Source organism: Nocardioides yefusunii (genome assembly GCF_004014875.1).
GTDB lineage: Bacteria > Actinomycetota > Actinomycetes > Propionibacteriales > Nocardioidaceae > Nocardioides > Nocardioides yefusunii.
Window position 1 is genome coordinate 2,849,226 of record NZ_CP034929.1, and the last position, 12,312, is coordinate 2,861,537.

The 12,312-nt window shown below is 69.8% G+C and carries 14 protein-coding genes; 12 read left to right on the forward strand and 2 right to left on the reverse strand.

Translation table 11 applies throughout. The features are described from left to right. Nucleotides 1-17 precede the first annotated feature (17 nt). The 12 genes from EOV43_RS13070 to flhA all read left to right on the forward strand — a co-directional run bounded on the left by EOV43_RS13070 (nt 18) and on the right by flhA (nt 10,315). The gene (locus tag EOV43_RS13070; protein WP_128221684.1) at nt 18-329 is read left to right on the forward strand and encodes a flagellar FlbD family protein; all 312 of its coding nucleotides are present in this window, start codon (nt 18-20) and stop codon (nt 327-329) included. Further along, nucleotides 329-1,093 (forward strand): motility protein A, encoded by a 765-nt coding sequence (locus EOV43_RS13075; protein ID WP_128221685.1) that lies wholly within the window; start codon nt 329-331, stop codon nt 1,091-1,093. The genes EOV43_RS13070 and EOV43_RS13075 overlap by 1 nt, the downstream gene beginning before the upstream one ends. A gap of 1 nt (nt 1,094) precedes the next feature. Further along, the gene (locus EOV43_RS13080; RefSeq protein ID WP_128221686.1) at nt 1,095-1,970 is read left to right on the forward strand and encodes an OmpA/MotB family protein; all 876 of its coding nucleotides are present in this window, start codon (nt 1,095-1,097) and stop codon (nt 1,968-1,970) included. Then, nucleotides 1,970-2,410 (forward strand): flagellar basal body-associated FliL family protein, encoded by a 441-nt coding sequence (locus tag EOV43_RS13085; protein ID WP_239022125.1) that lies wholly within the window; start codon nt 1,970-1,972, stop codon nt 2,408-2,410. Before EOV43_RS13080 ends, EOV43_RS13085 begins: the two co-directional genes overlap by 1 nt. A gap of 200 nt (nt 2,411-2,610) precedes the next feature. Beyond that, entirely contained in the window at nt 2,611-3,609 is a 999-nt protein-coding gene (locus EOV43_RS13090) for a flagellar motor switch protein FliM (protein WP_239022126.1), read from the forward strand. After that, the gene (gene fliN / locus EOV43_RS13095) at nt 3,606-4,634 is read left to right on the forward strand and encodes a flagellar motor switch protein FliN (RefSeq protein ID WP_128221687.1); all 1,029 of its coding nucleotides are present in this window, start codon (nt 3,606-3,608) and stop codon (nt 4,632-4,634) included. The genes EOV43_RS13090 and fliN overlap by 4 nt, the downstream gene beginning before the upstream one ends. Nucleotides 4,635-4,666: 32 nt before the next feature. Further along, nucleotides 4,667-5,083, forward strand: coding sequence for a FliO/MopB family protein (locus EOV43_RS13100; protein ID WP_128221688.1), 417 nt, complete (start codon nt 4,667-4,669; stop codon nt 5,081-5,083). Then, the gene (gene fliP, locus EOV43_RS13105) at nt 5,080-5,970 is read left to right on the forward strand and encodes a flagellar type III secretion system pore protein FliP (RefSeq protein ID WP_128221689.1); all 891 of its coding nucleotides are present in this window, start codon (nt 5,080-5,082) and stop codon (nt 5,968-5,970) included. The genes EOV43_RS13100 and fliP overlap by 4 nt, the downstream gene beginning before the upstream one ends. Continuing rightward, entirely contained in the window at nt 5,970-6,239 is a 270-nt protein-coding gene (gene fliQ, locus EOV43_RS13110) for a flagellar biosynthesis protein FliQ (protein WP_128221690.1), read from the forward strand. The genes fliP and fliQ overlap by 1 nt, the downstream gene beginning before the upstream one ends. Nucleotides 6,240-6,251: 12 nt before the next feature. Beyond that, nucleotides 6,252-7,016: a flagellar biosynthetic protein FliR gene (locus EOV43_RS13115; protein WP_128221691.1), complete on the forward strand. Its 765-nt coding sequence runs from the start codon at nt 6,252-6,254 to the stop codon at nt 7,014-7,016. Nucleotides 7,017-7,019: 3 nt separating this feature from the next. Continuing rightward, nucleotides 7,020-8,228, forward strand: a complete 1,209-nt coding sequence (locus tag EOV43_RS13120) for an EscU/YscU/HrcU family type III secretion system export apparatus switch protein (RefSeq protein WP_128221692.1) — start codon at nt 7,020-7,022, stop codon at nt 8,226-8,228. A 56-nt stretch (nt 8,229-8,284) separates the two neighbouring features. Next, on the forward strand, nt 8,285-10,315 hold the full coding sequence (gene flhA, locus EOV43_RS13125) for a flagellar biosynthesis protein FlhA (RefSeq protein WP_128221693.1): 2,031 nt from the start codon (nt 8,285-8,287) through the stop codon (nt 10,313-10,315). A 17-nt stretch (nt 10,316-10,332) separates the two neighbouring features. On the opposite strand, the gene EOV43_RS13130 is transcribed toward flhA, so the two are convergent. Beyond that, complete coding sequence (locus tag EOV43_RS13130; RefSeq protein ID WP_128221694.1) at nt 10,333-11,409, reverse strand: sensor histidine kinase; 1,077 nt, start codon at nt 11,407-11,409, stop codon at nt 10,333-10,335. A gap of 70 nt (nt 11,410-11,479) precedes the next feature. Then, nucleotides 11,480-12,178 (reverse strand): pyridoxamine 5'-phosphate oxidase, encoded by a 699-nt coding sequence (gene pdxH / locus EOV43_RS13135; RefSeq protein ID WP_128221695.1) that lies wholly within the window; start codon nt 12,176-12,178, stop codon nt 11,480-11,482. Between the last annotated feature and the right edge of the window lie 134 nt (nt 12,179-12,312).

Genomic DNA, 12,312 nt, shown 5'->3' on the forward strand with positions numbered 1-12,312 from the left:
CCCAAGGACGGTCCTCGATGATCAGGCTCACCCGCTTGTCGGGTTCGCAGTTCGTGCTCAACTCCGACCTGATCGAGCGTGTCGACTCCACCCCGGACACGATCGTGACGCTCAGCCACGGCACCAAGTACGTCGTCAGCGAGAGCCTCGACGAGGTCATCTCCGCGGTGGTCGAGTTCCGTGGCCGTCTGGTGGCTGCTGCCGGCCAGGTGCCGCCCCACTCCCACGGCCCGGACTCCCCGAGCGCCCCCCACCTCGCATCGGTGTCCTCCCTGGCCGACGCCTCCCCCGACGCGGACCAGCACACCCTCCACGGACAGGACCTCTGATGGATCCGGCAACCCTGATCGGCATCATCGTCGCCTTCGTCGTCATCGTCGTCGCCAACATGATGGAGGGCGGCACCCCCACCGCGATCTTCATGCTGCCGCCGATGCTGCTCGTCTTCGGTGCCACCTTCGCCGTGTCCATCGCCGGCGGCACGATGGGCGACGCCAAGAACATCTTCGGGTCGCTGAAGCGCGCCCTCACCGGCAAGGCCGCCAGCTCCGCCGACCTCATCCCGGTCTGCGTGACGCTCGCCGAACGCGCCCGCCGCGAAGGTCTGCTGGCACTCGAGAACGAACTGCGCGAGATCAACGACCCCTTCCTGGTCAAGGGCATGACGATGGCGATCGACGGCACCGACCCCGAGGAGGTCCGCGAGATCCTCGAGGCCGAGGTGCACGCCAAGCGCCTGTCCGACCGCCAGAAGGCCAAGTTCTTCGCCGACGCCGGTGCCTACGCACCCACGATCGGCATCGTCGGCACCGTGATGGGCCTCGTCCACGTCCTCGAGAGCCTCGCCGAGCCCGAGAAGCTCGGCCACCTGATCGCCGGCGCGTTCCTGGCGACCCTGTGGGGTGTCTTCTCCGCCAACCTGATGTGGCTGCCCATCTCCAGCCGTCTCAAGCGGCTCAGCGAGCTCGAGGCGACCCGCATGGAGATCGCCATCGAGGGCATCGCCGCGGTGCAGGCCGGAGCCAACCCGCGCGTCGTCTCCCAGAAGCTGACCTCGCTCCTCCCGCCGGGACAGCAGCCCGAGGCGGCCTGACATGGCCCGGCGCAAGAAGCGCGAGATCGAGGAGGAGCACGAGAACCACGAGCGGTGGATGGTCACCTACGCCGACATGGTGACCCTGCTCATGGTGCTCTTCATCGTCATGTTCGCGATGGGCCAGACCGACAAGGACCGTTTCGACCAGCTCAAGGCCGGACTCTCGGCCGGTTTCGGTCAGGAGTCCGTCATCAGGGGCGGCTCCTCCACCCTCTCCTCGTCGGGAAGCACCGCGATCGACGCGGCCGCACCCGGCTCCGGCGACTCCCTCGACGCCGCCCAGCAGGAGGCCGTGACCCGCGAGGTCGAGCGCCAGGCCCTGCTCCGCACCCAGCGGACCCACGCCGAGGCCGAGGCCGAGGTGACCCGTCTGCTCGCGATCCGCGACGACGTGCGCAAGCGGCTCGAGATCGAGGGTCTGGGTGAGGACGTCGTCACCACCATCGACCGTCGGGGTCTGGTGATCAGCCTCGTGTCGCGTCACGTCGTCTTCGAGGCGCACTCCGCCGAACTCACCGGCCGCGGCGCCAAGGTCGTGCGGACGCTGGCCAAGGTCCTGCGCCCGATCCCCGACGACCTCGAGATCGACGGCCACACCAACCAGGTGAAGGTGCAGCCCAAGTACTACGCCACCGACTGGGACCTGTCCTCGGCTCGCGCCGTGACTGTCCTGCGGTACCTCCAGGAAGACCTCGGGTTCAAGGGTGAGCGGCTCACCGCCGCCGCCTTCGGCCACGAGAAGCCGCTGATCGACCCGAAGAAGGCTGGGTCCCAGCGCATCAACAAGCGAGTCGACATCGTCGTCCTCTCCAGCTCCGCGGCCGAGATCCGCGCCCAGCTCGAGCAGGTCGCGAAAGAACGAGGAGAGAACTGATGACGACGATGAGCATGCCCCGCGTCGCGCCCGCCGCCGAGCCGGAGAAGGCCAAGAAGGGTCGCCTCAAGTGGATCATCGCTGTCGTTCTCGCGATCGTCCTCGGTGGTGTCGCCTTCGTGCTGCTGAACCCCACCGCCGAGGGCGAGAAGAAGCCGGTCGCCGGTGAGGTCGTCGCCCTCGACCCGATCCAGGTCAACCTGGCTGCCGGCCACTATCTCCGTGTCGGCATCGCCCTCCAGCTCGTCGACAGCGCCCACGAGGTCGAGGGCAGCAAGGCGCTCGACGCCGCGATCAACGTCTTCTCGGGGCGTCAGGTCGCCGACGTCTCCACCACCGCTCAGCGCGAGGCCCTGCGCACCAAGCTGGTCGAGCAGCTCGAACTCGCGTACCACGGCGACGTGATGGGCCTGTACTTCACCGAGTTCGTCATCCAGTAGACCTCGCCCGGGCGCGCACCCTCCTGCGGGTGCTGCGCCGGACGACACACGGACCCCACGGACGGGGGTCTTCACAACACCTGACACGGACGTCGGGGACACAGCACGAGACGAGGGTCACGGGCCGCTGAGCGGTGCCGTGACCTTCGCCTGCCCCCGAAAAGGCTCAGGACCTGGATCTGCACGCCGATCGGACAGCCGTGACCCCTCCAGCACCCCCGGCCGCGCCCTCGGTGGGCCACGCCGAGTCCGCCCCCACCGCGGGGCAGCGTCCCGGGTCCCCGGGCGCCCGAGGCCGACGCCGCGCCGTTCCGTCCACGCCGGAGCCGTACGACTTCCGTCGTCCGATCCAGCTCTCGCGCGAACACTCGCGGCTGCTGCAGCTCGGCTTCGACTCGTTCGCCCGTCAGGTGACCACCGTGTTCACCTCGATGCTGCGCACCGTGTGCCAGTTCCAGCTGCTCGGCGTGCAGCAGGTCAGCTACGACGAGTTCGTCGCGTCCCTGCAGGGACCGACGTTCCTGACGAAGTTCACCGCCGACCCGATCAGCGGCCAGGGCCTCCTGGACCTGCCGCTGCGTTCGGTCTTCGCCTCCATCGACCACATGCTCGGTGGCCCCGGTGGAACCCACCAGCCCAAGCGCGCGCTCACCGAGATCGAGACCGCCGTCGCGCAGGTGCTGGTCGAGCGCCTCCTGGGCGAGTTGCGCTACGGCATGGCCTCCATCGTCGAACTCGAACCCGAGACGACGGGGATCGAGTACAGCCCCCAGTTCGCCCAGGTCGCCGGCGCCGCCGACGTCATGATGGTCGCCGAGTTCCAGCTCCGGATCGACGACGTCGCGCACGTCGTCAGCCTGTGCCTGCCGTTCACCGGCCTGCTGCCGCACCTGGCGAAGGCCGCCGCTCCGGCTCCGGTCTCGGACCGCGAACGCGCCAAGAAGGCGCAGGCCGCCGAGCTGCTGCGTCAGCAGTTCGAGAGCGTCCCCGTCGACGCCTCGGTGCGCTTCCGCGCCACCCGCCTGACGCCGGAGAGCCTCACCTCCCTGCGTCCCGGAGACATCGTGCGTCTCTCGCACCCCTCCACCGCGCCGCTCGACGTCGTCGTCGACGACACCACCTTCGCCCACGCCACCCCCGGCGCCAAGGGCCCCCGACTGGCCGCACTCATCGTCGGCACCACCGAGGAGAACCGATGACCACCTCCGACGCCCTCTCCCCCGCCGTTGACACCGACCTCGTCCTGCGTGCCGGCGAGGCCGCTGCCGCGGTCCTCCCGGCCAGCACCCCGCTGGAGGCGGCCGGCACCCAGCCGGGCACCGACCACGTCACCGCTGCGTTCGCAGGTGCGGCCACCGCCGATCTCACCACCGACGACGGCGCCGTCCACCGGATCGCCGTCCTCGTGGGCCAGGACCTCGTCACCGCGCTCTCCGAGAGTCCCCTCGGCGGACTCGACCTGGGTGCCGCTGTGCAGCCGGGCATCGACGCCGCCGCCGCGGTGCTCGGCGCTCGCGCATCGGCCGCCGCCGTCACCGAGCTGGCGCTGGTGGTCTCCGACCTCGAGGGTCCGTTCACTGCCGTCCCGATGGTCGGCGAGGCGATCGACGCCGCGCTGCTCGTCGCTGACTCCCTCGCTCCGGCCCCGGCCGCCCCGGCCGCCCCGGCCCCGGTCGAGGCACCCGTCGTTGAGGTGCCTGCCGAAGCCGCCCCGGCCCCCGTTCCTGCAGCGGTTCCGGCCCCGGCGGTCCCGGCCCCGGCGGTTCCCGCTCCGGCCGAGCAGCTCGCCGCCCAGGTCAGCGAGCCTGCGCCGACGTTGGCCAGCACCCCGGCCGCTGCTCCGGTTCACCCGGCCCAGTCCGTCCCGCAGCGCCCGGCCCCCGCGCCGCGCATCGTGCAGCCGGTCGCCGCTCCCGTCGTGCACCAGCAGCTCACCGCCGAGACCGCCCAGATGTTCGCCGCCGCCTCCCCGTCCGCTCCCCGCGGCATCGAGATGCTGGCCGGCGTCGACATGGAGGTCACCGTCGAGCTGGGTCGCACCCGGATGGCTGTCCGCGACCTCCTGGCCCTCTCGCCCGGCACCGTCCTCGAGCTCGACCGCGCCGCCGACGGCCCCGCCGACCTCCTCGTCAACGGTCGCCTGATCGCCCGCGGCGAGGTCGTCGTCGTCGACGAGGACTTCGGTCTGCGGATCACCGAGATCGTCGAAGACGCCACCGTCTGACCTCCCCTTCCACCCCGCCGGAGAGGCGCCCCATGTTCGAGCTCACCCTGCGACTGGTCTTCTCGTTGGCCGTCGTCATCGGTCTGCTGCTGATCGCCCTGCGGATCACCGGCAAGCGGATGGCCGGCGGCGCCGACGCGTTGGTCCGGGTCGTGCACCGCCAGCCGCTGGGGCGCTCCTCCTCCGTCGCGGTGGTGACCGTCGGCAGCCGCGTCCTGGTGCTCGGCACCACCGAGCAGCAGGTGACGCTGCTGACCGAGCTCGACCCCGAGGAGATCGTCTCCTCCGAGACCGTCGACGAGGCGATGGCCTCGGACGGCACCTCGCCCGGTGGCCTCGCTCCGGGTGTGCACCTGGGCAAGGGCGGACCGCTCGCCGGTTCGCTGCTGTCGGCCGACACGTGGAAGCAGACCTGGTCCGCGGTCTCGGCGAAGGGACGTCAGCGATGAGCGTGCTGACCCCGACCCTGCCACGCACGCTGACCCCCACCGTGGAGTCGGTGGCACCGTCCGCCCTCGCCGAGCGAGCCGCGACCCGACGCCGGCTGCTGGTCGCCGTCGTCCTCACCGCCGTCGTCGCCACGCTGTGGCTGCTGTGGCTGAGCCCCGGCGCGCTCGCCGCGCCGGACGGCCCCGAAGGTCCCGGCGGCCCCGAAGGTGGTTCCTCCTCGGTCACGATCGACCTCGACGAGCTGACCAAGAAGCCGACCACGTCGGTCGTCGTCATCATCGCGATGACGCTGATCTCGTTGCTCCCGGCGATCCTGCTGACCTGCACCAGCTTCACCAAGATCCTCGTGGTGCTGAGCCTGACCCGCAACGCGCTGGGTCTGCAGCAGACGCCCAACAACCAGGTGCTCTCCGGGTTGGCGTTGTTCCTGAGCCTCTTCATCATGGCCCCGGTCATGTCCGACATGAACGACGCCGGCCTCCAGCCCTACCTGGCCGGCGACATGACCTCGGCCGCCGCGTTCAGCGCCGGCATCGAGCCGCTGCGTGAGTTCATGATCGACCAGACCGGCGACGACGAACTGGTGCTCCTCACCAACGTCGCCGGTCAGGACCTGCCCAGCGACCGCGCCGACGTCTCGATGACGACGCTGGTCCCTGCCTTCGTGCTCAGTGAGCTCAAGGAGGCGTTCATCATCGGCTTCATCATCTTCATCCCGTTCCTCGTCATCGACGTCGTGGTCTCGGGATCGCTGATGGCACTCGGCATGATGATGATGCCGCCCACGATGGTGTCGCTGCCGTTCAAGTTGCTGCTCTTCGTGATGGTCGACGGGTGGGGCCTGATCATCTCCTCACTGGTCTCCAGTTACGGGACAGACGGCTGATGACCGACACCACCGTCATCGAGATCGCACTGCAGACGATGCTCGTGGCGCTCAAGCTCTCCGCGCCGATCCTGGTGACTGCCCTCGTCATCGGCTTCACGGTCTCGCTGTTCCAGGCGATGACCCAGATCCAGGAGTTCACCCTCGCCTTCGTCCCCAAGGTCGTCGGGGTGGGCATCGCCCTGCTCGTCTCGGGCAACTGGATGCTGCACACCCTGATCAACTTCACCAACGAACTGTTCGAGCAGATCCCCTCACTGGTCGGCTGAGTCGGCGACGCCGTGACCATCACCGTCAACGGGCTGGAACTGCTGGCCTACCTGCTGGCCTCGCTGCGGATCGTGGCGTGGCTCAGTGTGGTGCCCCCGTTCTCCACGTCGTCGATCCCGTCGATGGGCAAGGTCGTGCTCGCGCTCGGCCTCTCGTTCGCGGTCGGTCCGCAGCTGGCCGGCCAGGTCCCCACCGACTCCTGGGAGCTGTTGGTCGTCGCGCTGACCCAGGTCGCGATCGGCCTGGCGATGGGGTTCCTGACGTTCCTGCTCTTCCAGGCGATCCCGATCGCCGGAGCCCTGATCGACGTCATGGGCGGTTTCGCCACCACCCAGGCCTGGGACCCCATGGCGATGAACACCAACACCGTCTTCGGCAAGTTCCACCAGCAGATCGCCACCGTCCTGCTCTTCGTCTCCGGTGGACACCTGCTGGTGATCGGCGGGCTGCTCAAGAGCTTCACCCTGGTGCCGTTGGGCGAGATTCCCGACCTCGACGGCGCCGCGGACGTCTTCTCGATCGCGTTCTCGTTGATGTTCACCACCGCCGTCCAGATCGCCCTGCCGATGCTGGCGGTCCTCTTCGTCACCGACCTGGCGCTGGCTCTGCTCACCAAGGTCGCGCCGCAACTCAACGCCCTCAACGTCATGTACGCGGCCAAGATCGGTCTGGTGCTGCTGCTGATCGGGATGTCGTTCCCGGTCCTGCCCGAGGCGTTGAGCCGGATCGTGGACCTCGCCAACGAGGCGTCGTCGACGCTGCTCGGAGGGAGGTGAGCGGTGTCCGAGGAGAAGACCGAGAAACCCACAGAACAGAAGAACAAGGAGAACCGCAAGGAGGGGCAGGTCCCCCGCTCCCAGGAGTTCGGTGGCTGGGGTTCGCTGCTCGCGTTCGCGATGGCACTGCCGCTGCTCCTGGGACACGAGCTCGGGGCCCTGCAGGAACTGATGGTCGCCGGGCTCTCTGCGGCCGGCGACCCCGACGTCTCCCTCGGGCTGGAGACCCTGCGCGACGGCCTGACCCACATCGCGGTGGTCCTGGTCGCGCTCGGCTCCGCGGTGCTCCTGATCGGTGTCGCCGCCGCACTGGCCCAGGGCGGTTTCTTCGTGGCCAGCAAGGCCGCGAAACCGAAGTTCTCCAAGATCAGCCCGCTCAAGGGGTTCAAGCGGATCTTCAGCGCCCACACCTTGTGGGAGGGCGCCAAGATGCTGCTCAAGACAGCCGTCCTCGGCGTCCTGGCCTACGGCATCGTGGACTCCCTGCTGGCGCTCGTGGGCGGTCTGGTCCCCCTCGACACGGTGCTGGAGGAGGTCCGCAAGGAGGCGTACACACTGATCCGCAACGTCGCCGCCGCCGCGCTCGTGCTCGGCGCCCTCGACTACCTCTTCCAACGCAAGAAGATGGGCAAGCAGACCCGCATGACCAAGCAGGAGGTCAAGCAGGAGCACAAGAACTCCGAGGGCGACCCGCTGATCAGGAGCGCGATCCGGGCCCGACAGATGGCTGCCTCGCGCAACCGGATGATGGCCGACGTCCCCACCGCCGACGTCGTCCTGGTCAACCCCACCCACGTCGCCGTGGCACTGCGCTACGAGGCCGACAAGGGGGCCCCGCGCGTCGTCGCCCGGGGCGCCGGCGCGATCGCCGCCCGGATCCGTGAGTCGGCCGAGGAGAACCGGGTCCCGATCGTCCAGGACATCCCGTTGGCCCGCGCCCTGCACTCCTCCACCCAGGTGGGCCAGGAGATCCCTGCCGAACTCTTCGCCGCCGTCGCCCAGGTCCTCGCCTTCGTGATCAGCCGCCGTACCCGCGGCGCCGTGGGCGGGCAGCACCGCAGCCCGCGCGCCGACCTCGCGCTGCCCGAGGTCCCGCGATCACGTCGTCGGGTCCGAACCGCTCAGGACGCCTCCGCCGGTGCCGATCAGGTCACCGGACGCCAGGACGGTGTCGCCGGCGCCACGGAGGGCGCTCCCCCCAGCACGCCCTGACGCACCCGCACCACGGGTGGGGGCGCAAGCCCCGGCCAGGAAGGTCCTCCTCACGCATGAAGCGTCTCTCCCAGCTCGGTGTGCCCATCGGCATCGTGATGATCATCGTGATGCTCGTGGTGCCGCTGCCCGCAGCGTTCCTCGACTTCCTGCTGGCCCTCAACATCACCGCCGCGGTGCTGGTGCTGATGGTCGCGATGTTCGTCAAGCGTCCCCTCGACTTCACCGCCTTCCCGGCGGTGCTGCTGGTGCTGACACTCTTCCGGCTCGCGCTCAACGTCTCCGCGACCCGTCTGGTGCTGCTCGACGGCTACGCCGGCAAGGTGATCGACACCTTCGGTCACTTCGTCGTCGGCGGCCAGCTCGTGGTCGGCATCATCATCTTCGTCATCCTGTTGGTCATCCAGTTCGTCGTCATCACCAACGGTGCCGGACGCGTCGCCGAGGTCGGGGCCCGCTTCACCCTCGACGCGATGCCCGGCAAGCAGATGGCGATCGACGCCGATCTCAACTCCGGTCTGATCACCGAGGACCAGGCCCGCCAGCGTCGCGCCGACGTGCACGCCGAGGCCGACTTCTACGGCTCCATGGACGGTGCCTCGAAGTTCGTCAAGGGCGACGCGATCGCCGCCGTCGTCATCACCCTGGTCAACCTGATCGGTGGTTTCGCGATCGGCATGGCCCAGAAGGGCATGGAGTTCGGCGAAGCGGCCCAGACCTACTCGTTGCTCTCCATCGGCGACGGTCTGGTCTCCCAGATCCCCGCCCTGCTGCTCTCGGTCGCCACCGGCCTCATCGTGACCCGTGGCGCCGGCGACGCCGACATGGGTTCGGACATCCTGCGCCAGATCGGCGCGAACCAGATGCCGTTGCGGATCGCCGCCGGTGCCGCGTTCGTGATGTGTCTGATCCCCGGTCTCCCGAAGGTTCCGTTCCTCCTCGTCGGCGGCCTGATGCTGCTGTTCTCGAGCCGGGTCCCGACCGAGGCCCCCGAGCCGGAGGTCGTCGCACCCGTCGACGAACTGCCGCCGGCCGACACCCCCGAACGTCTGGTCGCGGAGATGCAGGTCGACCCACTCGGTCTCGAGCTCTCCCCCGACATCATCGACCTCGTCGACGTCCGCGCCGGTGGCGACCTGCTCGACCGGGTCAAGGCCCTGCGCCGCAAGGTCGCGACCGACGTCGGCATCGTGGTGCCCCCGGTCCGCACCCGCGACAACCTCGAACTGCCGCCGCGCACCTACGCGATCACGCTGTTCGGTGTCGAGGTCGCCCGTGGCGAGGCTCCGCCGGCCTCGGTGATGGCGATCGGCGACATGCTCCACAACCTGCCCGGCACCCCGACCGTGGAGCCCGTCTTCGGCCTCCAGGCCAAGTGGATCCCGGCCGAGATGCGCTACGAGGCGGAGATCTCCGGCGCCACCGTCGTCGACCGCGCCTCGGTGATCACCACGCACCTCTCCGAAGTGGTCTCGGCCAACTCTGCCCGCCTGCTGGGTCGTGAGGACGTCCGGATGCTCACCGACGTGGTGAAGCGCACCCACCCCGTCGTGATCGAGGAGCTCACCCCCGCCGCGCTGTCCCTCGGCGAGGTGCAGCGCGTCCTGCAGGCGCTGCTGGAGGAGAAGGTGCCGGTGCGCGACCTCGTCCGCATCTTCGAGGCCCTGTCGCTCCGTGCCGGCACCTCCAAGGATCTTGACGCTCTGGTGGAGTCGGCCCGTCAGGCCCTCGGCGGCGCGATCGTCGCCCCCTACCTGCAGAACGGTGACGCCCACGTCATCAGCCTCGACCCGCAGTTGGAGCACCGGATGCTGGAGGTCATGCGCCCCACCGACGCCGGCGCCGTGCTCGCGCTCGACCCCGAGCTCGGACAGCACGTCCTGGTCCAGCTGCAGCGTCTCTCGCGGCAGGCCGAGGAGAGCGACCAGCGCCCGATCCTGGTCTGCGCACCGCAGATCCGGGCAGCCCTGAGCCGGATGGTGCGTCCCACCCTCGACCGTCTCCCCGTCATCTCCTACTCGGAGATGCTGGGCAGCGGACAGGTCCTGTCGCTCGGCACCGTCCAAGGGCTCGGCGCCAACGTCTGACCCGGGGGCCGCCCGGATCAGGCCTTGGCGGACTGGACGCTCCAGCGCACGGTCACGCCACGGGTCCGCTTCGGGATCACTTCCAGCGACCCGCGCAACAGCTGCGCGCGGAGGTCGAGGTTGCCCAGACCACTGCGGTGACCCTCACGCCACGAGTCCTCACAGATGCCGACGCCGTCGTCGTCGACCTCGACGGTGAGCACGCCGTCCTCGTGGACGACGTAGACCCGGCACGACGTGGCCTCGGCGTGCTTGGCGACGTTGGAGAGCAGTTCCCGCACGGTGGCGAGCATGTGGTCACCGACCACCGCGTCGAGACGGTCCATGTCGCCCGCGGTACGGAGCCCGGGCATGAACCCCAGGACGCGGGCGTACTCGACCATCATCTGGTGCAGGCTGTCGCGGACGCCGACGCCCTCGGTGTGCTCGAGTTCGAAGATGACGCTGCGGACGTCACGGATCACCCGGTCGAGCTGGTCGACGACCTCGCTGAGCTCGATCCGGGCCGCGTCGTCGCCGAGGGCGCGCATGGTGCGCTGGGTCTGGAGCCCGGCGGCAAAGATCTGCTGCACGACGACGTCGTGGAGGTCGCGGGAGATCCGGTCCCGTTCGCGGCGGATCGCGCGTGCCTCGGCCGCCGAGGCACGTCCGCCCTGGTCGAGTCGGGCGCCGATGAGTTCGGCCACCATGTCGAGCACCTCACGCTGGGCGTGGGTGAGGCTGCGATCGCTGTCGGCGTCGTCGTCGTCCTCGTCGACGAACCAGATCGCGATCACGTGCCCACTCGGGTCGCACGGGGCACGCAGGACCAGCACACGGTGCTCGTCACTCAGGTGCGTGATCTCCTCGTCGTCGGGCCCCAGGAAGGGGAGCGCGCTCTCGAAGAGGTTCCGCATCATCACACGGCCACCGGGAGCGATGTCCCCTGCCCGCACCTCCTTGACGCCGGAGTCGTGAGGGAGCACGACGATGACGCCGGCCGCGCCGAGCGCAGGGCGGGCGAAGCGACACAGACGCAGCAGCACCTCGTCGGCGGGGGCGCGCGGGTCGAGCGCCTGGACGACTTCGATGAGCTGGTCGGTACGCGCAGACATGGTCACAAGAATCTCACGCACCGTGTCCACTGGAGGCTTCCCGGTGTCACGTCAGCCGGGGCGCGCCCGCTCAGGGAGCCAGCCGCTCCCGGACCCAGCCTGCGCCCTCACGACGCCACCGGAGCCGGTCGTGGAGGCGGCTGCGTCGCCCCTGCCAGAACTCGAACGACGTCGGCCGCACCAGGTACCCGCCCCACGTCGGGGGCACCGGGACGGGTCCGTCGTCCTCGGACGCCCCGAAGCGTGCCTCGGCGGCGGCGTGAGCGTCCTCCAGTTCGGCCCGGTCGGCGAGGACGGTCGACTGGCGCGAGGCCCACGCGCCGAGGCGGGCGGCACGGGGGCGGGAGGCGAAGTAGGTCTCGACGTCGGCGGCCGGGAGGGGGTGGGCGTGGCCGCTGATCCGCACCTGACGCTGGATCGCGTGCCACTCGAAGAGCAGGGCGCAGGCCGGGTTGGCTGCGAGGTCGCGTCCCTTCGCCGAGGTGGCATGGGTGAAGAACTCGAATCCCTCCCCCGCCCGCAGGCCCTTGAGCAGGACGGTGCGGGCCGACGGGATCCCGTCGGGCGAGACGGTGGCCAGCACCATCGCGTTCGCCTCGACGACCGACGGGGACGCTGCGGCGTCGTCGAACCACCGTCCGAACTGCTCCCAGGGGTCGCCCGCGGCATCAGCCTCCGTCAACCGGTCGGCGGCGTAGTCGGTGCGCAGGGCGGCGAGGTCGAGACCGGTGGCGTCCGCGGCAGGCTCAGGTCGGGGGTCCTGTGTCATGGAATGGACCCTAGGTCGTGCCTCTCCCCCACGGAGGCGGTCCTGTGGGCAGAATGCTGACAACGCGCGTGACGCGTGCCACAGCTCACGCGCTCCGGCACGTGCCGTCGTCCTTCCCTCGGAGGAACGGCACT

What these genes read in the sequence shown, in the direction of transcription:
- EOV43_RS13070 (WP_128221684.1), top strand. Translation starts at nt 18, where the DNA reads ATGATCAGGCTCACCCGCTTGTCGGGTTCGCAGTTCGTGCTCAACTCC.
- EOV43_RS13075 (WP_128221685.1), top strand. Translation starts at nt 329, where the DNA reads ATGGATCCGGCAACCCTGATCGGCATCATCGTCGCCTTCGTCGTCATC.
- EOV43_RS13080 (WP_128221686.1), top strand. Translation starts at nt 1,095, where the DNA reads ATGGCCCGGCGCAAGAAGCGCGAGATCGAGGAGGAGCACGAGAACCAC.
- EOV43_RS13085 (WP_239022125.1), top strand. Translation starts at nt 1,970, where the DNA reads ATGACGACGATGAGCATGCCCCGCGTCGCGCCCGCCGCCGAGCCGGAG.
- fliN (WP_128221687.1), top strand. Translation starts at nt 3,606, where the DNA reads ATGACCACCTCCGACGCCCTCTCCCCCGCCGTTGACACCGACCTCGTC.
- EOV43_RS13100 (WP_128221688.1), top strand. Translation starts at nt 4,667, where the DNA reads ATGTTCGAGCTCACCCTGCGACTGGTCTTCTCGTTGGCCGTCGTCATC.
- fliP (WP_128221689.1), top strand. Translation starts at nt 5,080, where the DNA reads ATGAGCGTGCTGACCCCGACCCTGCCACGCACGCTGACCCCCACCGTG.
- fliQ (WP_128221690.1), top strand. Translation starts at nt 5,970, where the DNA reads ATGACCGACACCACCGTCATCGAGATCGCACTGCAGACGATGCTCGTG.
- flhA (WP_128221693.1), top strand. Translation starts at nt 8,285, where the DNA reads ATGAAGCGTCTCTCCCAGCTCGGTGTGCCCATCGGCATCGTGATGATC.
- EOV43_RS13130 (WP_128221694.1), bottom strand. Translation starts at nt 11,409, where the DNA reads ATGTCTGCGCGTACCGACCAGCTCATCGAAGTCGTCCAGGCGCTCGAC.
- pdxH (WP_128221695.1), bottom strand. Translation starts at nt 12,178, where the DNA reads ATGACACAGGACCCCCGACCTGAGCCTGCCGCGGACGCCACCGGTCTC.